Origin of the sequence: Ensifer meliloti (assembly GCF_030064585.1) — a bacterium.
In the GTDB taxonomy this organism is placed as follows: domain Bacteria; phylum Pseudomonadota; class Alphaproteobacteria; order Rhizobiales; family Rhizobiaceae; genus Sinorhizobium; species Sinorhizobium meliloti.
The window spans coordinates 1,113,197-1,131,649 of the sequence record NZ_CP120364.1 but is presented as its reverse complement, the minus strand read 5'-3'; the positions used below and the strand labels follow the sequence as shown (position 1 = coordinate 1,131,649).

Below are 18,453 nucleotides of genomic sequence, written 5' to 3'. Positions count from 1 at the left end.
ATGTCGGAAGCCGTACACGAATTCACCCTGGAGCCGCTCGACTGGCAGCCCTATGTCAAGCCCGTAAAGCTCGACGAGGCAACGCCGGAGCAGCTCGAAGCGCTAACAGTGACGCCCTCGAACACCAAGATTTCGAACTATGTCCTGGTTCTGGCCAACGAAGCCGAGATGCTCGCCGAACGTACGCCGCTCTTCAACGACATCATGTATAGCGAAGGCGGGCTCTCGCGCGGTGGGCGCGAAATCGGCGCGCTGGCGGCTTCCTTCGTCAACCGCTGCATTTACTGCGCCTCGGTGCATGCCAACCGCTACATCCAGCTGGAAAAGCGGCCGGAGGTGGTGGACGAAATCTTCAGGCGCGGCCTCGACGCCGACCTGCCGGATTTCGAGCAGGCACTCTTCAATTTCGGCGTCGATCTGACGGCGCACCCGGACAATGTCGGCGTCTACCAGTTCTACCACCTGCGCGAGATCGGGCTCGACGACCTGGAGATCCTCGATCTGATCCATTCGATCGCGATCTTCGGCTGGGCGAACCGCCTGATGCACACGCTCGGCGAACCGCATCTGAAGGAGTGAAGCTGTTATACGCGATTGCCCCTCATCCCGCTGCCGCGGCCTTCTCCCCGCAAGCGGGGCGAAGGGATTCGCGGCACCCGCTCGCGGCCTCTCCGCAACCGGTTCGTCGGGGGCTGAGTGCATGCCGCGTGAGGGATAGGCAACGAGAAACAAGCGTGAGATCAAGCCTTCAGTTGCCTGGCCACATTGCCGAGGAGACGACCGTCAGCATTGGCCACAAGGCACTCTCCGCAAGTTCGGCAGGCGCATCGTCCGAGAGCAGCACCAGCAAGACGTGCGCCGAAGCACGTTGCGATGCCTGGGTATTGCTCTAACCCGCAGCTTTCGTAAGCGAGGCAATGGCCGCATCGACGGCATCGCCGAGGCGCTCCACGATCTGGCCGACATCTTCCCGGTTAAGGATGAAGGGCGGCGCCAGGAGGACGTGGTCGCCGCGTTGCCCGTCGATCGTGCCGCCCATCGGATAAACCATCAGGCCCCGTGCCATGGCTTCCTTCTTGATCCGGGCATTGAGCTTCAGGCCGGGATCGAAGGGGGACTTCGTCGCCCTGTCGGCGACAAGCTCGACGGCACGGAAGAGGCCGCGGCCGCGAATGTCGCCGACGTGGTGGTGATTGCCGAGCCGCTCGACCAGGCATCTTTCGAGATAATCGCCCATCGACACGACGTTTTCGAGCAGCCCGTCCCGGCGGATCACTTCCTGCACGGCAAGGCCGGCCGCCGCTGCCATTGGGTGGCCCATATAGGTATGGCCGTGCTGGAAGAAACCCGACCCTTCGGAGAAGGCCCGGAAGATCGCGGAGGACAGCAGTACCGCGCCGACCGGCTGATAGCCGCCTCCGAGCCCTTTGGCGATGGTCATGAGATCCGGGACGACGCCGTCCTGTTCGCAGGCATGCAGCGTCCCGGTGCGGCCCATGCCGCACATCACCTCGTCGAGGATCAGCAGCACGCCGTATTTGTCGCAGATCGCCCGAACGCGCTTCAGGTAGTCGGCGACGGGCGGGACCGCGCCGGCCGTGGCGCCCACCACCGTCTCGGCGACGAAGGCGATCACCTGATCGGCGCCCAATTCGAGGATCTTGGCCTCGAGCTGACCCGCGGCACGCGCGGCATAGTCCGTGTCGCTCTCGCCGGCCTGCTGCAGCCGGTAGGCAAAGCATGGATCGATGTGGTGCGTTTCGACGAGCAACGGCCGGAATTGAGCGCGCCGCCACTCGTTGCCCCCGGCCGCCAAGGCGCCAAGCGTGTTGCCGTGATAGCTCTGGCGCCGGGCGATGATGTGGCGGCGTTGCGGCTCCCCCTTCTCCACGAAATATTGCCGGGCCATTTTCAGCGCCGCCTCGACCGCTTCCGATCCGCCGCTCACCAGATAGACGTGATCGAGCCCATCGGGCGCATCGGCGACGAGGCGGTCGGCAAGCCGTTCCGCCGCCTCCGTGGTGAAGAAGCCGGTATGGGCATAGGCCATACGGTCGAGCTGCGCGTGGAGGGCGGCGAGCACATCCGGATGAGCGTGACCGAGGCAGGAGACGGCGGCTCCCCCGGAGGCGTCGATATAGGCCCTGCCCTCGGCATCGAAGAGCTTGATGCCTTCGCCGCGGACGGCGACCGGCAGCTTCGCGTGGATGGCGCGGTGGAGAAGATGGGTCATGGCGCTCTCTTGGAGTTGCGGGATTGGAGATGAGTGTTCAGCGCCACGAGCTGCCCGTCGAAGCGCTCCAGAGCCGCGAGCGTCGCTTCGCCGCCCCGGCCTGCGATGAGCGCGCCGAGCACTTCGGCGACGGCAAAGGCGGGCGCCATGGCGTGCAGGAAGGAAGGACTTTCGGTCGGCACGACGATGATCGCTTCGGCGATCTGCGCAAGCGGCGCCACTTCGCTGTCGGTCACCGCGACGACCGGTACGCCGTTGTCCCGAGCATATTCGGCAATTTCGATCGTCGCCCGTGTATAGGGAAGAACGCTGGCCACGAGCAGCACGTCTGCGCTCGTGGCACGTCCGACGGCATCCGCGCCGGTGCCGCCGATGCCGTCCAGCATCACGGATTTTTCGCCGACCAGCGAAAGAATATAGTGGAACTGCCAGGCGACCGCGTGGCTCGAGCGCAGCCCGAGGCAGTAGACCCGCCGAGCACGGGCAAGCCGCGTGGCCGCTGCAACGATGCGGTCGAGCACAGCCGGTTCTGCGAGCCGCGAAATCTGCGTCCCGATCGTGCGCAACATATCGGCTGCGAGCGCGTGGTCGCCCCTCAGCTTCTGGCTTCGGGCCTGCTCGCCGGCCTTTCCGGCAAATCCGGCATCACCCTCCCGCAACGCCTCGGCATAACGTTCGCGGATGGCATCGTAACCATCGAAACCGAGTTGCTTGGCAAGGCGGGTCATCGTCGCGGGTTGCACCCCCGCCTGGCGCGCCTGCTCGCGCATGGAGAGAAGAGCGACGTCGCGGGGATGGTCGACGATATAGCGGGCGGCCGTCCGCAATTGCGACGAAAGCCCGTCGAAGGCGGTGATGATCGCGTCGCTGAGCGGCCCCTTGTCCATGCTTCATTTAACAACGATCTCATGACCATTGCAACGAATGTTTCAGTGTGCAACTTTATGATTTCTGAAAATCATACTCGATGGTGCCCACATGAATGCAGGCGATGCTTTGCAGGGGATTTCGATCGCGGTCGCGCCGAATGGCGGGCGCCGGACGAAGGCCGACCATCCGGCCATACCGCTGACCCCGGAAGAACTGGCGTTTACCGCACGCGACTGCCTCGATGCCGGCGCGGCGATGATCCACGTTCACGTGCGCAAGGGGGACGGAAGCCATCTTCTCGATGCCGACGCCTACCGCGCCGCGACCGCAGCGATCCGGGCTGCCGTGGGCGATCGCATGGTGATTCAGATCACCAGCGAGGCGCTGGGCATCTATTCGCCGGGCGAGCAGATCGCCGTCGTGAAGGCGGTCCGGCCCGAGGCCGTGTCTCTGGCGCTCAGAGAGTTGGTCCCGGACGAAACGCACGAGGCTGCCTTTGCGGATCTTCTGTCGTGGGCGGCCCGGGAGAAGGTCACGCCGCAGATCATCCTCTACGATCCGGAGGAGGCGGTGCGATTGGACGGCATGCGGCGACGAGGTCTGCTTTCCCGCGACGACATTCCCGTACTTTACGTACTCGGCCGTTATACGCCGGGCCAGAGGTCCCTCCCCCGTGACCTGCTGCCTTTCCTGGCGCCGGACATGCCCGCCTTCACCCATTGGAGCGTCTGCGCCTTCGGCCGTCACGAGGCGGCCTGCGCCACAGTCGCGGCGCTCCTCGGCGGCCATGTCCGCGTCGGCTTCGAAAACAATCTCTGGCTTCCGGAAGGAACCGCCGCCGGCTCCAACGCCGACCTCGTCCGCACGGTTACGGCTGCGCTTCTGCCGCTGTCGGTCCCGTTACTCCAGGGGCCGGCGCTCGCAGAGATGTTTGCCCGTATCGGTTCTGCGGGCATGCCGGAAGACTGACCCGCCCTCATCTTTCCGTCGCCGGGTTTTGGAACCGGTGAACGCCGGTTTCGTTCTCCCATGATGACAGCGCCTCGCGCCTCATCCGGCGCGCAAGGTGCCTGTAACACTTGGAGTGCTACGTGCTTATCCTCAATCGCCAAATTTACGGAAGCATGCAGCCGTATGGGAGTGCACCATGTTGACCCATGATGATCGCAACATGCCCGAAAGGCGGGCCACAGCCGCATTTCCGATAGGTCTCATACTGCTCGCGATATGTGCCATCTTCGCCTATCTGGCGATCGGCGGCGCCATGCTGGAAGGTGAAACCGAAACGGTCGTCTACACACCGCCGATCGCCGACGCCCCGGAACCTCGTTGAAAGGGAGTTCTTCAATGACGCCCGATCCGATCGGCCCCGGCCCCGGGCCGGGAATAATTCCGCCGAACCCGGTTCCGCCACTCGGCATTCCCGATCCGCCGCCAAACGAGCCCCAGCCCGACAAGGGTCCCGAGGACGACTCGCAGAACCCGCCCGGCGAAAAGGACCCGCCCCGGACCGACGTGCTCCCCCGGTGAGGCTTGACTTTTATGAATCAGAATGAGAACATAACGTGAACATTCTGGAGAGTCTCTCATGACCCATGCAGAGGAAGTTATCGAGCGCGCCATGGCCGCCGTCGCCCAGGCAAGACGCCGGCGGGAGCGCGAACAGGAGTGGCGCAGAAAAACCTTCGGACGGATTCAGGTCGGTATACCGCTCCCGCCCCTCAAGCGCGGCGTGCAGCTTTCGCTGCAGCTCGACCGCCCCAGTACGCAATGAGGCCTGAAGCCGATCGGCCCATTCGGTAAGGGCGACGAGGAAAACCGTGGCACGGTTTTCCTCGCGGTTGCCTTAGGCGGCAGCCAGTGCCGGCCGTTCCCTGGGGAAGGGCTTGAAGGTCAGTGCGATCAGGAAAGCACCGATGCCGAGACCCCAGGCGCCGATATAGAGCCAGCCGTAGCTGGCAAAAACGTCGTAGATCAGTCCCCCGGCAACCGGGCCGATTGCCATGCCGAGGCTGCCGGCCATTGCCGTGCCGCCGATGACGGTGCCCATCATGCGCAGCGGGAAATTCTCGCGGGCGATCACGGCGTAAAGCGGCATGACGCCCGCATAGATGAAGCCGAACACGGCAGCCACCGCGTAGAAGGCGCCGAGATCGCGCACGAAGAAATAGGCGAGCGCACCGAAGGCCTGCAGCAGCAGCCCCGATACCAGAATGCGCTTGGCGCCGTAGCGGTCTCCGAGGATGCCGAAGGCCACACGGCCGCCCATTCCCGCCAGACCCTCGAGGCTGTAGATGGAAACGGCGGCCATTATCGGGATCCCGCAGCTCACGGCGTAGCTCACCGTGTGGAAGATCGGCCCGGAATGGGTGGCGCAGCAAAAGAAGTTCGTCAGCAGCAATATGACGAATTGCGGCGATCTCAGCGCCTGTCCAAGGGACATGTCCGGCTGTCCTTCGCTTGCGGAGACGGCATTCGGATCTTCGAGGACCGGCGGGCGGCGCAGCAGCAACGCAGCCGGAATCATCGTGACGGCGGCAAGGGCGGCTATGATCTGCAGCGATGTCCGCCAGTCGTAGATCGTAACCAGCCACCCGGCCAACGGCGACATGGTCATGGGCGCCATTCCCATGCCGGCCGACACCAGAGATACGGCAAGGCTGCGATGCGTATCGAACCAGCCTGTCACGCAAGCCATCATCGGTGCGAATATCGCCGCACAGGCCCCGCCGACGACCACCCCGAAGACGAGTTGGAATGCGATCAGCGATGTCACGAGGCTGGAAAGCGCCAGGCTCGCCGCAAGAAGCGCGGAACCGATCAGCACGACCGGGCGCGGGCCCCAGCGGTCCGAAGCGCTACCCCAGACCATACTTGCCAGGGCCATTGCGATGAAGCCCACCGTCATGGCACTCGATATACCGGTCACCGACCATCCGGTATCGCGCGAGATGGGCACAAGGAAAACCGGCAATGAAAACATGGCACCGATTGCAATGCAGCCGAGCAGGCCGCCGGCAGCAACGATCACCCAGCGATAATGCGCATCGATCATTTCTCGTGTCTCCGCTCAGGGCAATCCGGCGCGGCATTCATTTTCAGTCCACGCAAGGATTGCCGATCAAATCAAGGGCATTCTCCCGTCTGCGGCTGTGCCGCGCATACAATAGGACGAACGGCGCCTGAAGGCGCCGACATGGGAGTGGAAATTTTTGCACGCTGCATTGCGCTGGATGCGGTTGAATTCATGCGGCGCTCAGCGGAATTCTCGAATGCCCCCTCCTCGCAAGCGGCAAGGTTCCGGACCTATTCTGCGCGATGAGATGCGAGGAGCGACCCGCTTGTTCCTTCTCCCCGTGAAAACGTGTCAAAACGGGGAGAAGGTGCCGGCAGGCGGATGAGGGGCGGAGGCGCCCCGTCAGGCCGCCGTTTCCGTGTCGACCACCTCGAAATCATGCGTGATGGTCGCCGTCTTTGCGAGCATCGCGGATGCGGAGCAATATTTCTCGATGGAGAGGGCAACCGCGCGCTCGACCTTCTTGGCGGCCAGACCACGGCCCTTGACGATGAAATGCATGTGGATGCGGGTGAATACGCGCGGGTCCTGATCCGCCCGATCGGCGTCCATCTCGACCACGCAATCCTCGACGGCCTCGCGGCCCTTCTCTAGGATGTGGACGACGTCGAAAGCCGAGCAGCCGCCGGTGCCGATCAGCACCATTTCCATGGGGCTCGGCCCCGGTGTCGGGCTATCCGGGCCGGTGGCCGTGCCGAACACGACCTTGTGGCCGCTTCCGGATTCTCCGACGAATGTCCTGCCTTCGACCCATTTGATGCGTGCCTTCATCCGATTTTCCTTCCTGTCGTAATGCGTTCATCATAGTTCGAATGACGCAAAACGCTCCCGATTTCCACCCGCCGCCAAACCACTCAGCGCGCACCCCACGTGTCGGTCAGCCGGTAGCCCTCGGGCCACGGGTCCGACGGGTCGAGCATGTGCTGATGGGTGCCGGTAATCCAGGCGCGGCCCGAGATTTCCGGCAGCACGGCCGGCCGGCCGCCAACTTCGGTGGTGCCCAGGATGCGGCCGGAGAAGGTGGAGCCGATCAGCGAAACCGCCGTCAGCCGGTCCGAGAGCCCCATCTGGCCGCGCGCATGCAGCACGGCCATGCGTGCCGAGAGTGCCGTCCCGGTCGGCGAACGGTCGACCTTGCCGGGCTGGATCGCGACCGCAGCACCCGCCCGCAGGCCTTCCGCCGTGCGTTCCACGGGACCGGCAAAGAGGCAGAAGGAGAAATGCCGCCAATCGGGGTTTTCCGGATGATGGAAACCGAGCTGGGCATTGGCCGCATTGGTGATCCTCACGCCGAGCCGGGCGATGTCGTGCGCCTCATCCGGCTTCAGGGTGAAGCCCATTGCGGCAGCATCCACGATCACGAAACTGTCGCCCCCATAGGCGGTGTCGACTGTGAGGGTCCCGAGCCCCTCGACCTCCAGTTTCGCGTCCAGCCGCTCGGCAAAGCTCGGCAGGTTCTCGACGAAGATGCGTTCGGCCTTGCCGTCACGGCACTCCGCGCGCACGCGAACGAGACCGCCGGGCGCTTCGAGCGTGATCTCCGTCACCGGCTCCTTCATCGGCAGGATGCCGCTGTCGAGCAGCACAGTTGAAACGCAGATCGAGTTGGAGCCGGACATGGGCGGCGTATCTTCCGGCTCCATGATGATGAAGGCAGCATCCGCGTCGGGATGCTTCGGCGGCACCAGGAGATTGACATGGCGGAAGACGCCGCCGCGCGGTTCGTTCAGGACGAAGTTGCGCAGGGTCTGATCGCGGGCGATCCAGCGGCTCTGTTCCCAGACAGTATCGCCCGGCGGAGGCGCGACACCACCGACGATCACGTCGCCCACTTCACCCTCGGCATGGGCTGAAATGACATGAATGGTCTTGGTGCTGCGCATCGCGAATTCCTCGTTTCAAAAGCCAGCGCGTTTACGAACTCCGCCGCGCTTCAGGAAAGCCATTCCGGCAGCCGGGGCGGGACGCGCCCGGACAAGGCCGCCGAAACGCAATCGGCAAGACTGCCGAAGCGTATTGTGCGGCCTGAAAGACCGGGACCGTAATGGGCATATTTGCCGGAATTGGTCATGACCGCCCGAGTACGCGTCGGGAACACGGGCTCGGAGATCGAACACCAACAGAGGTCCGGCAGCAGCTGGACGCCGCTCTCCTGAAGCCGCGCGAGAATGCCTTCGCCGCGCGCCTCCGCAATAACCTCATGGCCGGCCGTGACGATCACTGCCACGTCCGGATGCCGCTTGCGGCCGCCCAGCGCCTCGGCCAGCGCCCGACACTCGGCAAGAGACGCATGCGGGCTACCGATCGCCACGAGTTCGACTTCGTCCGGCCCCTCGTTCAAGGCGGACCAAGCGGCCGTCAGTTCGTCGCGGGTAATGGTCGCATGATCCGCGTCCTCAGCCGCCGCACCGCCGGCCTCCGGCGTCACGCCCTCCACATGCAGCATCGGCGCGGCCGACGTGGTGCCGAAGGCGGCGCAAAGCGCCTTCAAGTCGTCGCGCGAAGGCTCCGCCGGGGCGAGCCCGCGGATGAGCGGGATGCGATCTGGGGCCGCCCGCCCAGCGAGATAGCCGATCAGCGGCCAGAAAGCGTCGTCGGCGCCCGCGGGCAGTTCGACGTCTATGATGCGCCGTGCCTTGCGGTGTTCGTCGAGATAGACGCCGGAGAGCGGCGCGCGTCCGGTGAGCGCGATGCAAAGGTCGAGGAAATCCGGGTGCTTTGCCGTCAGCGCACCGAGCACGCTGTTGGCGAAGATCACGGCATTGGACTCCGCCCAGGCGACGGCTTCGCCGGCTCCAGGCGCGCTGTCGAGCAGATAGGGCGAACAGGTAAAGGTCGGCCGGCAGCCCATGCGGACATAGGCGTCGGCGAGCCGCGCCGCAGGGTCGCCGAAGGACGGCGCCACACCTTGCCTCTGCCAGTTGGCATGGTCCACGGAAATGGCGTTCATCGTCGCCGGGATCCGCACCTTAGCCCCCATCTCCACCATCTTCTCGGCAAAGGTCAGGTTCGCGGGGCTGGCATAGATGCAGCCGTCGATATGAGCCTGCGTCACATCCACGAGCCCCTTTGCCCCCTGCTGTGCCGCCATGGCGGAAATGATGCGCATGGCCTGCGCAACCGCGACGCCTTCCGCTCCGTCTAGCATGGCGCGGTCGCCATCGGTGAGGTCGAGCGCGGCCGTCGCCGGCGAAACGACGGGGATCGTCAGCCCCTCAGCTTCAATCGTCCTGTCGCCGATCCGCGCCGTCTTCGCACGAGCGAGCGCCGCGAAGGCTTCCGGCGCAAGACGCAGTACCGGCAGCGGGCTGGCGAACATCTCGGAAGCGATCAGCGCGCCGAGGGTCAGCACATCTTCCGGTTCGGAAAATACGAGTGCGGCCGGCCCCCGGCCGGTCAGCACGAGGTCGAGCAGCACGCCCGAGCCCGTGCAGGAACCGCGGCTCGACGGCATCATCAGGATGGAGCCGGTGAGCGGGACGCCATGCAGCGGGTGGTGCACGTCGATCACGCAGCCCGTCGCGGGGTCGACCCCGCCCCAGAAACTTAGCGCCTCCCCTGTCGCGATGACCGGGCCTTCGGCCGATCCCTGAAGGATGCTGCAGGCGGGATCGAGGCCGCTCATTTTACGACGAAGCCGTGGGCGAAGGGATCGCGGTCATCGATGAAGATGGTGTTGATGCCGGTCATCCGCGCCCAGCCGGCGATCGACGGGATGATCGCGTCGCGATCGGCGACCTTCGCCGCTGCTTCGACGCGGCCCTTGAAAAGCGACCCGATGATCGACTCGTGGACGAATTCGTCGCCGACCTTCAGCTTGCCCTTGGCGGCAAGCTGCGCGATTCGGGCCGATGTGCCGGTGCCGCAAGGCGAGCGGTCGATGGCCTTCTCGCCGTAGAACACCGCGTTGCGGGCATGGGCCTCCGGCTGCGTCGGCCTGCCCGTCCACTCGATGTGGCTCAAGCCCCGGATCTCCGGGTGCTCGGGATGGACGAACTCGTATTTGCCATTCAGTGCGGCCCTGAGCTTGGGGCTCCAGCCGACCAGTTCTCCCGCCGTATGGTCGGCCATGTCGCGGAAGTTCTTCTGCGGCTCGACGATGGCGTAGAAATTGCCGCCGTAGGCGACATCCACCACGATCTCGCCGAGCCCCTCGACCTCCGCCGTCAGCCCTTCCGCATAAAGGAAGCTCGGCACGTTGGTAAGGCGCACTTCCTCGACGAAGCGGCCCTCCTGGCGGTAGGTGATGTCCACCTTGCCAGCGGGAGCATCGATCGACAGCTTGCCGGGCTCGCGCGGGGTGATCAGGCCGTTCTCGATGCCCATGGTGATGGTTCCGATGGTGCCGTGACCGCACATCGGCAGACAGCCGGAGGTCTCTATGAAGAGCACCGCCACGTCGCAGTCGGGCCGGGTCGGCGGGTAGAGGATCGAACCCGACATCATGTCGTGGCCGCGCGGCTCGAACATGAGGCCGGTTCGGATCCAGTCGAACTCCTTCAGGAAATGCGCGCGTTTTTCCAGCATGTTCGCGCCTTCGAGACGCGGGCCCCCGCCCGAAACGAGGCGGACGGGATTTCCGCAGGTGTGGCCGTCGATGCAGGAGAATGTGTGGGTGGCCATGGTCGAAACCTCTGTCAGAATCTTTGCGGCGAAAAGGGTGCAATGTCGATGGCCGGAGGCCGGCCGGTCAAGAGATCGGCGACGATCCTTGCGGTGCCCGCCGATTGGGTGAGCCCGAGATGGCCGTGACCGAAGGCGAAGATCACCCGCGTCGTCGCGCGGGCGTGGCCGATAGCCGGCAGGCTGTCGGGCAGCGACGGCCGGAAGCCCATCCACTGCACCCCGCCTTCCGGTTTCAAACCGGGCAGGAAGGCCTGCGCCTTCTTCAGCATCGCTTCGGAGCGGCGGAAGTTCGGCGGCAGATCCAGCCCGCCGAGTTCGACCGCACCGCCGACACGGATACCGGTCGACAGCCGTGTCACGACGAAGCCATGACCGCCGAAGGTGACCTGCGTTCGCAGGTCGAACGCGTCGGCGGGAAGCGTCGTATTGTAGCCGCGCTCGGTTTCGAGCGGAATGCTTTCGCCGAGCGTGCGCGCAACCCGGTGCGAGAAAGCGCCTGCCGAGAGCACGACCTGCGCCGCCCGCCGCGTCTTGCCGTCGGCGCTCAGGACTTCGACCCCGCCATCGACGGGCTTCAGCGCCGTGACCTCCGCGCGCTCGATCACCCCGCCGATCTTGCGGAAATGGTCGGCAAGCGCAAGCGTGTAGAGCTTCGGATCGGCGATCGAGTACCAGCCGGGCGTGAAGGTAGCATGCGTGAAGCGCGCCGCCAGACCCGGCTGGATCTCGGCAATGCCTGCGGCATCGAGATGGCGGAACTCGATCCCGTGATCCGCGCGCGCCTTCCAGCCGGCAAGCGACGCCTTGAATTCCGCCTCTCTCTCATAGACTTGGAGGTTGCCTTCCTTGCGCAGCATGGGCGCCGTGCCGGTTGCACCGAGGAACGGCTCGAGCTCCGCTTTCGACAGGTCCATCAGCGCGGTCTGGGCCGCGGTCGAATGCGCCACGCGCCCCGGCTGACAAGCGCGCCAGAAGCGGAACATCCATGGCGCGATCTTTAGCGCATAGGCGGGCGGCACGGTCAGCGGCCCGAGCGGATCCAGGAGCCATTTCGGCGCCGTTTTGAGGATGCCGGGCGAGGCAAGCGGAAGGATATCGGTGAAGGCGAATGCCCCGGCATTGCCGGCGGAGGCGCCGGCCGCCGGCCCCTCGCGGTCGAGCACGGTGACCGACAGGCCGCTGGCCACGGCGGCAATTGCAGCCGAGAGGCCGACGACCCCCGCGCCGATCACGATGACGTCCGGTTCGGCCATTTATCGTACGCTCGCCAGAAACTTCTGCGTTTCGGGGTTCTGCGGCGAGGCGAAAATCTGATCGGGCGAACCGATCTCGGCCATGATCCCCTGATGGAAGAAGGCCACGCGATCCGACACGTCGCGGGCAAAGGTCATTTCGTGGGTAACGCAGATCATCGTCATTCCCTCTTCCGCCAGCATCTTGAGGGTGTCGAGCACCTCGCCGACCAGCATCGGATCGAGCGCCGAAGTCACCTCGTCGAACAGCATATATTCCGGCGACATGGCAAGCGCCCGGGCGATCGCCATGCGCTGCTGCTGGCCGCCCGACATGCGGTTCGGATAGACCTTGAGCTTCTCGCCGAGACCGACATGGGTCAACTGCTTCACCGCGATCTCTTCGGCCTTGTCCTTCGAGAGGCCAAGCACCTTGCGTGGGGCGAGCATGACGTTTTCGAGCACGGTCAGATGCGGGAAGGCGTTCCATTGCTGGAACACGATCCCGACCTTGCGGCGCAGCCTGTTGAGATCGGTGCCTTTGGCATGGACATCGGTCCCGTCGATCACGATCCGGCCGGAGTCGATCGGCTCCAGCCCGTTGATGCAGGTGAGCAGCGTCGACTTACCGGAGCCGGAGCCGCCGATGATGGTGACCACCTCGCCCTTTTCGACGGTCAGGTCGATACCCTTGAGAACCTCCAGAGAGCTGAAGGATTTGCGGACGTTTTCGATCTCAATCATTGGGGGACCACCGTTTTTCGAGATACCCGCCAAGCCGGGCGACGGGGAAGCTGAGGAGGAAGTAGATGGCGCCGCAGATCAGCAGAATGAAGAGCGGCTCCTGCAGACGCGTGACCAGTATCTGCGAGGCACGCAGGAGCTCGACTAGGCCGAGCCAGAGCACCAGTGCGGAGTCCTTCATCACGCCGAGCGTCAGGCCTATCCAGGACGGAAGCGAGACCCGGGTGGCAAGCGGCGCCACGATGTAGCGCATGTCCTGCCACCAGGTCATGCCGAGGGAGCGCGCCGCACGGCGGGTCGTCACCGGCACCGAAGAAATTCCGCCGCGCACGATCTCCGCGCAGAACGCCGCCGTGTAGAGCGAGAGCACCACGCCGGAGGTCGTGAAGGCGCCCCAGCCGAGCTTGGCGATCGACTGGAAGGCATTGCCGAGCACGAGCTGGATCAGGAGCGGTACCGAGCGGAACGCGTCGAGCAGCAAGGTGAGCGGCGCCGACCAATAGGGTCCGATCTGGAACCGGATCACTCCGAAGAGGATGCCGAGAACGGTGCCGGCGGTGACGGCGACGGCGGTTACCGCCAGCGTCATTCCGGCGCCTTGCGCAAGAAAGGCGAGATCGTTCCAGGTGAGGGCAGTATCAAACATCTCTCACCCCTCTCAGTAGCGGAACATGCGCCAGGCGAAGGCCCGGGCTGCAAGCGTGACCGCCTTGGCGATCAGGTAGTAGATCACCGCAGCGAGCGCGAAGAATTCGAATGTGCGGAAGGAGCGGGCATTCAGCTCCTGCGTGATGCCGGCAAGGTCGGTGTTCATGCCGACGGTGACGCCGAGCGACGTCATCAGGATCGCCCAGACCATCTGGTTGGTCGCAGGCAGGAAGGCCACGCGCAGCATCTGCGGCAGAACGATCAGCCGGAACGCCTGCAGCGAGGTCATGCCGAGCGACCGGCCAGCACGGGCCTGCGTATCCGGAATGGCCTTGAGCGCGCCGCGGAAATTCTCGGCAAGATAGCCCGCATTGTTGAAGGCGATCCCGACCAGAAGCGCCGTATAGGGACTCAGGTGGATCCCGAAATTGCCGAGGCCGAAATGGGCCATGTAGATCTGGAACAGCGCCGGCGTGTTTCGCGCGACCTCGACCCAGGTCGTGGCGATGCCGCCAAGGATACGGCTGCCGGACAGGCGGAACACGGTGAGCGCGATCGCGCAGGCGACGCCGATGACCATCGACAGCACCGCGACCTGCAGCGTGACCACCGCGCCGTCCAGCATCTGCGGCAGCGCCCTCAGCGCCTGGTTCCAGTGGAAGGTGTAGTTGAACATTCCCGTCTCACCCCTCGGAATGCAGCGACGGCGCGGGTTGCCCCGCACCGTCAGACGATCCTCGGATCAGCGGTAAACGCCGTTCACCGCCAGGGACGGAGCCTCGCCACCGACCCACTTCTCGTAGAGTTCGGCATAGCGGCCGGTGCGGACCTGCTGATTGACGAACAGGTTGAGGTAGTTGAGGAAGCCGTATTCCTCGCGGTTGGTGAAGAGGGCCACGTAGTCGATGTCGAAGGGCGCCTTGTCGACCACGGAGATGCCGGGGAACTTGCCGCCCTTGACGTTGGACTGGGCGACCGTCGAGGTAGAGACGGTGGCGTCGAGCTGGCCCTGGCTCAGCGCCAGGAAAACGTCGGCCTGCGTCTGATAGGGGCGGAACTCGCCCTCGCCCCAGGCCTTGACCTGGTTTTCGAGTGCGATCGCCTCATAGGTGCCGGCGGTGGCGCCGACCACCTTGCCCTTCATGTCTTCAAAGGACTTGATGCCGGACTTCTCGTTGGCGGTTACCGCCATTTCGAAGGCGAAGTAGGGGACCGTCATGCCGACGGTCTTGGCGCGCTCGAGCGTATCGGAGGTGGAGGCGACACCGACATCGACGCGGCCGGACATCAGCGCCGGGATGCGCTCGGGAAACGGCGTCTCCACGATCTCGGCGGTGACGCCGAGCGCCTTAGCCAGATCGTTGCAGTAATCCACGTCGAAGCCGATCGGTTCGTTGTTTTCGTCGCGCGAGCCCATGGGCGGGAAGTCGAGCACCACGGCGCAGCGCAGCGTTCCCGAAGCGATGATGTCGTCCAGCTTGTCGGCATGGGCGGGGCTCGTCAGAGCGGTGGCGGCAACGAGGCCGAAGGCGAGGACCGAGGTCTTCATTATTGTTCTCTCCCTTGAGTTGGCCGAACGGTGTGACGGCGCGCGCACTATTCCGCGTCGGAGAGCACAAATCAATTTAAAAATACAATTAGTATACAAAAAGTATATAACAGGGCGCCTTTTGGCAATGGAAAGGGGCTTTCCCTTGTGGGAAAGCCCCTTTTATTGCGCGGCCGGCAGGCTGGATCAGCCGAGGAAGTCCTCGGGCAGCAGGTCTTCCGGCATGTTCTGGTAAGCGACAGGACGCAGGAAACGTCGAATCGACATGGTGCCGACGCTGGTTGCGCCGAAGTTGGTCGAGGCTGGATAGGGGCCTCCATGCACCATCGAATCCACGACTTCAACCCCGGTCGGGAAGCCGTTGACCAGCACCCGGCCCGCCTTGCGCTCGAGCACCGGACGCAGACGGCGCGCCGTCTCCAGATCGCCCGCATCCATATGGATGGTTGCGGTCAGCTGGCCCTGGAAGCCGCGCGCGAGCTCTTCCATTTCGGCCGGCGATCCCACCCGGACCACCAGTCCAAGCGGACCGAACACCTCTTCGCCGAGCGCGTGGTCGGCCAGGAACTGCGCGCCCGTCGTCTCGAAGAGATTGGGCGATGCCTCACGGCCGGACGACTCGGTCGCAAGCAGCGGTTTGACGGCGTTGCGCGTCGCAAAGCGCGCCTGACCGTCGCGGTAGGCCTTGGCGATACCGTCCGTCAGCATGGTTTGCGGTGCCACCTTGGCAAGCGCCTCGACGGCGGCGGTGGTAAAGCGGTCGGCGTCCGCACCTTCGGTGACGACGGCGATGCCGGGATTGGTGCAGAACTGCCCGGCGCCCATGGTGAGCGAACCGGCCCAGCCCTGCCCCAGCGTTTCCGCCCGTGCCTTCAGAGCTTCGGGCAGCAGGAACATCGGGTTGACCGAACCGAGTTCGCCGAAGAACGGGATCGGTTCGGGGCGCGCTGCGCAAAGATCGAACAGGGCACGCCCGCCGGCGAGCGAACCGGTGAAGCCTACGGCCTTGATATGGGGATGCTGCACCAGCGCATGACCGACGTCGCGGCTGCCGCCCTGGATCAGCGAGAATACGCCGGGATGAACACCCGTCTTGCGGATCGCTGCGTCGACGGCCTCGGCGACGATCTCGCCGGTGCCGGGATGCGCCGAATGACCCTTTACCACTACCGGGCAGCCGGCTGCGAGCGCCGCGGCCGTATCGCCACCAGCGGTCGAAAAGGCCAGCGGGAAATTCGAGGCGCCGAAGACGGCGACCGGACCGACGGGGCGCTGGATCAACCGGATCTCCTGACGGGGTGCCGGCTGGCGATCCGGCAGCGCCGCATCGACGCGCCGGTCAAGATAATCACCCGTTTCGATATGATCGGCAAAGAGCCTGAGCTGGCCGGTCGTGCGGCCCCGTTCGCCGTTGAGCCGCGCCTCGGGCAGGCCGGTTTCCTGGCTGCCGATCTCGGTAATCGCCTCCGCCCGGGCCTCGATCTCGTCGGCGATGGCGCGCAGGAAGGCGGCGCGCTCCTTGCGCGAGGAATAGCCATAGGTCCAGAAGGCTTCCTCGGCCGCCTCGCAGGCCCTGTTCACCAGCTCTACGGTGCCGACGGCAAAATCATGCGCCGGACCATGCGCCGGAGCCGAAGCGAAGGTGCCTGCCCCATCGAGCCATTCGCCCGCGACGAGGTGTTTTCCTTTGGGGGTGAAAATCATCTGACTTTCCTTTCTCTGGATCACGATGATCCTGGTCGATTCGGCACAAGATCATAAAACGCGTCGATTCCCGTAGCGAAGCGGGATTGCCGGCGGAAATTCGCATACACTCTCCTCGCCCGTTGCGGAACCGTATACCTTCCGGCGAACAGACGAATTGCACTTGCCGGGGGTTTGTATACTCTATGTATGCAGAACATCAACCGCCTGCCCCTGAATCAGGCCTTAGCATGAGAGAGACGACATGAGCGAGACAACCACCCTGACGACCACCGCGCTTCAGGAGCGCGTCGAGGCGATCTTCCGCAAGGGCGGCCTTAACGTGGTCCAGGCGGGCGCTCTCGCCCGGGTGATCGTCGCCGGCGAGCGCGATGCCTGCAAGTCGCACGGCATATACCGGATCGAGGGCGCGTTGCGCACGGTCAAGGCTGGCAAGGTCAAGCCGGACGCCGAGCCGGAAATCGTCGCGCAGGAAGCCTCGGCGATCGTCAAGGTGAATGCCGGGGGCGGTTTCGCCAATCCCGCCTTCGAACTCGGTCTGCCGGTGCTTGCCGAGCGTGCCCGCAAGCACGGCATCGCCGCACTCGCCATCAACGACTGCACGCATTTTTCGGCGCTCTGGCCGGAAGCGGAGGCGCTCACGGGACAAGGGCTTGCCGGACTCGTCATGTGCCCGAGCTATGCCACGGTCGCACCGACCGGCGGCAACAAGCCGTTGCTCGGCACCAATCCCTTCGCCTTCGGCTGGCCGCGCGCGGGCAAGCCGCCCTACGTCTTCGACTTCGCGACATCGGTGGCGGCACGGGGCGAGATCGAGCTGCACCGCCGGGCGGGCAAACCGCTGCCCGAAGGCTGGGCCATCGATGCGCAAGGCAATCCGACCACCGACCCGGAGGCGGCGCTCGCGGGCGCCATGCTGCCCTTCGGCGGACACAAGGGCTCGGCCATCGGCACGATGATCGAGCTGCTGGCGGGCATCATGATCGGCGACCTGACCAGCCCCGAAGTGCTCGACTATCTAGGCACCACGACGCTCGCCCCCTTCCACGGCGAACTCATCGTCGCCTTCTCCCCGCAGGCTTTCGCCGCCGGTCGTCCAGGCGACCCGTTCGCCCGGGCGGAGCTGCTGTTCGAAGCGATCGTCGGCCAGGGCGCCCGCCTGCCTTCGCAGCGCCGCTTTGCCGCCCGAGCGAAGTCGGAGGCCGAGGGCATCACGCTGAGCGCGGCCGAGATCGAGCAGCTCGATCGGCTGCTTGCGCTCGGGCTCGACGCCGTGGCGTGATCCCCAGCGGGCACTCTTTCACCCTCCTGTATAAGCACAGGAGGGATGCGGGGAATTCAGACGTGAAGTGGCTGGAACGGGCACGCCGATGGGCAAGGGGCATCAAGCGAGACGTCGTGGTCCTGTGGCTGGCGGCGCGTGACCGCCGTGTGCCCTGGTATGCGAAGCTGGCGGCGGGCGCGGTCGCGGCCTATGCATTGTCGCCGATCGACCTGATACCCGACTTCATCCCGATCCTCGGCTATCTCGACGACCTGGTCCTCGTTCCGGTCGGCATTATCGTCGTGCTGAAGCTCATCCCGGCCGATGTCCTTGCGGACCTGCGCGCCGCAGCAATGAAACACACCGAGCGGCCGGTGAGCCGGGCCGGGCTGGTGGCGGTCATTTCAATATGGGTCCTGCTGGCAGCTCTGCTCTTGTGGGTGGCGCTTGGCGCCCCTGCCGCCGTGCGGTAAAAGGAAGAGGCCCTCCTGACGGAGAGCCTCCTCC

Annotated in this window: 20 protein-coding genes; 7 read left to right on the top strand and 13 right to left on the bottom strand. The window is 65.0% G+C overall.

Annotated features, from left to right (window positions below; all coding sequences use genetic code 11):
* Entirely contained in the window at nucleotides 1-579 is a 579-nt protein-coding gene (locus PZL22_RS05220; RefSeq protein ID WP_284718239.1) for a peroxidase-related enzyme, read from the top strand.
* A 310-nt stretch (nucleotides 580-889) separates the two neighbouring features.
* Here PZL22_RS05220 and PZL22_RS05215 read toward each other — a convergent pair whose 3' ends face one another.
* Together PZL22_RS05215 and PZL22_RS05210 are read right to left on the bottom strand one after the other, a co-directional pair.
* Nucleotides 890-2,233 (bottom strand): aspartate aminotransferase family protein, encoded by a 1,344-nt coding sequence (locus PZL22_RS05215; RefSeq protein WP_003525678.1) that lies wholly within the window; start codon nucleotides 2,231-2,233, stop codon nucleotides 890-892.
* Nucleotides 2,230-3,120, bottom strand: a complete 891-nt coding sequence (locus PZL22_RS05210; protein WP_284718238.1) for a MurR/RpiR family transcriptional regulator — start codon at nucleotides 3,118-3,120, stop codon at nucleotides 2,230-2,232. Before PZL22_RS05210 ends, PZL22_RS05215 begins: the two co-directional genes overlap by 4 nt.
* A gap of 91 nt (nucleotides 3,121-3,211) precedes the next feature.
* On the opposite strand from PZL22_RS05210, the gene PZL22_RS05205 reads away from it, so the two are divergent.
* The 4 genes from PZL22_RS05205 (at nucleotide 3,212) to PZL22_RS05195 (ending at nucleotide 4,877) form a co-directional block, all read left to right on the top strand.
* The gene (locus tag PZL22_RS05205) at nucleotides 3,212-4,072 is read left to right on the top strand and encodes a beta-keto acid cleavage family enzyme (RefSeq protein ID WP_284718237.1); all 861 of its coding nucleotides are present in this window, start codon (nucleotides 3,212-3,214) and stop codon (nucleotides 4,070-4,072) included.
* A gap of 178 nt (nucleotides 4,073-4,250) precedes the next feature.
* Nucleotides 4,251-4,436, top strand: a complete 186-nt coding sequence (locus tag PZL22_RS05200) for a membrane protein (protein WP_003525673.1) — start codon at nucleotides 4,251-4,253, stop codon at nucleotides 4,434-4,436.
* 14 nt (nucleotides 4,437-4,450) lie between these two features.
* Nucleotides 4,451-4,633, top strand: a complete 183-nt coding sequence (locus PZL22_RS31355; protein ID WP_003525672.1) for a hypothetical protein — start codon at nucleotides 4,451-4,453, stop codon at nucleotides 4,631-4,633.
* A 58-nt stretch (nucleotides 4,634-4,691) separates the two neighbouring features.
* A complete protein-coding gene (locus PZL22_RS05195; protein ID WP_003525670.1) occupies nucleotides 4,692-4,877 on the top strand; it encodes a hypothetical protein in 186 nt (61 codons plus the stop codon).
* 72 nt (nucleotides 4,878-4,949) lie between these two features.
* On the opposite strand, the gene PZL22_RS05190 is transcribed toward PZL22_RS05195, so the two are convergent.
* From PZL22_RS05190 to PZL22_RS05140, 11 genes are all read right to left on the bottom strand, one after another.
* Nucleotides 4,950-6,158, bottom strand: coding sequence for an MFS transporter (locus tag PZL22_RS05190; protein ID WP_284718236.1), 1,209 nt, complete (start codon nucleotides 6,156-6,158; stop codon nucleotides 4,950-4,952).
* A gap of 363 nt (nucleotides 6,159-6,521) precedes the next feature.
* Nucleotides 6,522-6,950 carry an OsmC family protein gene (locus tag PZL22_RS05185; protein ID WP_284718235.1) on the bottom strand — a complete coding sequence of 143 codons (429 nt, stop codon included), beginning with the start codon at nucleotides 6,948-6,950 and terminating at the stop codon, nucleotides 6,522-6,524.
* Between the two features lie 83 nt (nucleotides 6,951-7,033).
* A complete protein-coding gene (locus PZL22_RS05180) occupies nucleotides 7,034-8,062 on the bottom strand; it encodes a trans-3-hydroxy-L-proline dehydratase (RefSeq protein WP_284718234.1) in 1,029 nt (342 codons plus the stop codon).
* Nucleotides 8,063-8,112: 50 nt separating this feature from the next.
* A complete protein-coding gene (gene lhpI / locus PZL22_RS05175; RefSeq protein ID WP_284718233.1) occupies nucleotides 8,113-9,804 on the bottom strand; it encodes a cis-3-hydroxy-L-proline dehydratase in 1,692 nt (563 codons plus the stop codon).
* Nucleotides 9,801-10,802, bottom strand: coding sequence for a 4-hydroxyproline epimerase (locus PZL22_RS05170; protein ID WP_284718232.1), 1,002 nt, complete (start codon nucleotides 10,800-10,802; stop codon nucleotides 9,801-9,803). Before PZL22_RS05170 ends, lhpI begins: the two co-directional genes overlap by 4 nt.
* Before the next feature lie 14 nt (nucleotides 10,803-10,816).
* Nucleotides 10,817-12,058, bottom strand: coding sequence for an NAD(P)/FAD-dependent oxidoreductase (locus PZL22_RS05165; RefSeq protein WP_284718231.1), 1,242 nt, complete (start codon nucleotides 12,056-12,058; stop codon nucleotides 10,817-10,819).
* A complete protein-coding gene (locus PZL22_RS05160) occupies nucleotides 12,059-12,781 on the bottom strand; it encodes an amino acid ABC transporter ATP-binding protein (RefSeq protein ID WP_018097994.1) in 723 nt (240 codons plus the stop codon).
* Nucleotides 12,774-13,427 carry an amino acid ABC transporter permease gene (locus tag PZL22_RS05155; protein ID WP_284718230.1) on the bottom strand — a complete coding sequence of 218 codons (654 nt, stop codon included), beginning with the start codon at nucleotides 13,425-13,427 and terminating at the stop codon, nucleotides 12,774-12,776. The genes PZL22_RS05160 and PZL22_RS05155 overlap by 8 nt, the downstream gene beginning before the upstream one ends.
* Before the next feature lie 12 nt (nucleotides 13,428-13,439).
* Entirely contained in the window at nucleotides 13,440-14,105 is a 666-nt protein-coding gene (locus tag PZL22_RS05150; protein WP_010975155.1) for an amino acid ABC transporter permease, read from the bottom strand.
* A gap of 66 nt (nucleotides 14,106-14,171) precedes the next feature.
* On the bottom strand, nucleotides 14,172-14,978 hold the full coding sequence (locus PZL22_RS05145; protein ID WP_003528598.1) for an ABC transporter substrate-binding protein: 807 nt from the start codon (nucleotides 14,976-14,978) through the stop codon (nucleotides 14,172-14,174).
* A gap of 186 nt (nucleotides 14,979-15,164) precedes the next feature.
* A complete protein-coding gene (locus PZL22_RS05140) occupies nucleotides 15,165-16,682 on the bottom strand; it encodes an aldehyde dehydrogenase (NADP(+)) (RefSeq protein WP_003528599.1) in 1,518 nt (505 codons plus the stop codon).
* 244 nt (nucleotides 16,683-16,926) lie between these two features.
* On the opposite strand from PZL22_RS05140, the gene PZL22_RS05135 reads away from it, so the two are divergent.
* Both PZL22_RS05135 and PZL22_RS05130 read left to right on the top strand, forming a co-directional pair.
* Nucleotides 16,927-17,964, top strand: a complete 1,038-nt coding sequence (locus tag PZL22_RS05135) for an Ldh family oxidoreductase (protein ID WP_003528600.1) — start codon at nucleotides 16,927-16,929, stop codon at nucleotides 17,962-17,964.
* A gap of 62 nt (nucleotides 17,965-18,026) precedes the next feature.
* On the top strand, nucleotides 18,027-18,419 hold the full coding sequence (locus PZL22_RS05130; RefSeq protein ID WP_127614327.1) for a YkvA family protein: 393 nt from the start codon (nucleotides 18,027-18,029) through the stop codon (nucleotides 18,417-18,419).
* Nucleotides 18,420-18,453 lie beyond the last annotated feature (34 nt).

Excerpts from the sequence above, each read along its gene's own strand:
- PZL22_RS05220 (WP_284718239.1), top strand. The coding sequence starts at position 1 with ATGTCGGAAGCCGTACACGAATTCACCCTGGAGCCGCTCGACTGGCAG.
- PZL22_RS05215 (WP_003525678.1), bottom strand. The coding sequence starts at position 2,233 with ATGACCCATCTTCTCCACCGCGCCATCCACGCGAAGCTGCCGGTCGCC.
- PZL22_RS05210 (WP_284718238.1), bottom strand. The coding sequence starts at position 3,120 with ATGGACAAGGGGCCGCTCAGCGACGCGATCATCACCGCCTTCGACGGG.
- PZL22_RS05205 (WP_284718237.1), top strand. The coding sequence starts at position 3,212 with ATGAATGCAGGCGATGCTTTGCAGGGGATTTCGATCGCGGTCGCGCCG.
- PZL22_RS05200 (WP_003525673.1), top strand. The coding sequence starts at position 4,251 with ATGTTGACCCATGATGATCGCAACATGCCCGAAAGGCGGGCCACAGCC.
- PZL22_RS31355 (WP_003525672.1), top strand. The coding sequence starts at position 4,451 with ATGACGCCCGATCCGATCGGCCCCGGCCCCGGGCCGGGAATAATTCCG.
- PZL22_RS05195 (WP_003525670.1), top strand. The coding sequence starts at position 4,692 with ATGACCCATGCAGAGGAAGTTATCGAGCGCGCCATGGCCGCCGTCGCC.
- PZL22_RS05190 (WP_284718236.1), bottom strand. The coding sequence starts at position 6,158 with ATGATCGATGCGCATTATCGCTGGGTGATCGTTGCTGCCGGCGGCCTG.
- PZL22_RS05185 (WP_284718235.1), bottom strand. The coding sequence starts at position 6,950 with ATGAAGGCACGCATCAAATGGGTCGAAGGCAGGACATTCGTCGGAGAA.
- PZL22_RS05180 (WP_284718234.1), bottom strand. The coding sequence starts at position 8,062 with ATGCGCAGCACCAAGACCATTCATGTCATTTCAGCCCATGCCGAGGGT.
- lhpI (WP_284718233.1), bottom strand. The coding sequence starts at position 9,804 with ATGAGCGGCCTCGATCCCGCCTGCAGCATCCTTCAGGGATCGGCCGAA.
- PZL22_RS05170 (WP_284718232.1), bottom strand. The coding sequence starts at position 10,802 with ATGGCCACCCACACATTCTCCTGCATCGACGGCCACACCTGCGGAAAT.
- PZL22_RS05165 (WP_284718231.1), bottom strand. The coding sequence starts at position 12,058 with ATGGCCGAACCGGACGTCATCGTGATCGGCGCGGGGGTCGTCGGCCTC.
- PZL22_RS05160 (WP_018097994.1), bottom strand. The coding sequence starts at position 12,781 with ATGATTGAGATCGAAAACGTCCGCAAATCCTTCAGCTCTCTGGAGGTT.
- PZL22_RS05155 (WP_284718230.1), bottom strand. The coding sequence starts at position 13,427 with ATGTTTGATACTGCCCTCACCTGGAACGATCTCGCCTTTCTTGCGCAA.
- PZL22_RS05150 (WP_010975155.1), bottom strand. The coding sequence starts at position 14,105 with ATGTTCAACTACACCTTCCACTGGAACCAGGCGCTGAGGGCGCTGCCG.
- PZL22_RS05145 (WP_003528598.1), bottom strand. The coding sequence starts at position 14,978 with ATGAAGACCTCGGTCCTCGCCTTCGGCCTCGTTGCCGCCACCGCTCTG.
- PZL22_RS05140 (WP_003528599.1), bottom strand. The coding sequence starts at position 16,682 with ATGATTTTCACCCCCAAAGGAAAACACCTCGTCGCGGGCGAATGGCTC.
- PZL22_RS05135 (WP_003528600.1), top strand. The coding sequence starts at position 16,927 with ATGAGCGAGACAACCACCCTGACGACCACCGCGCTTCAGGAGCGCGTC.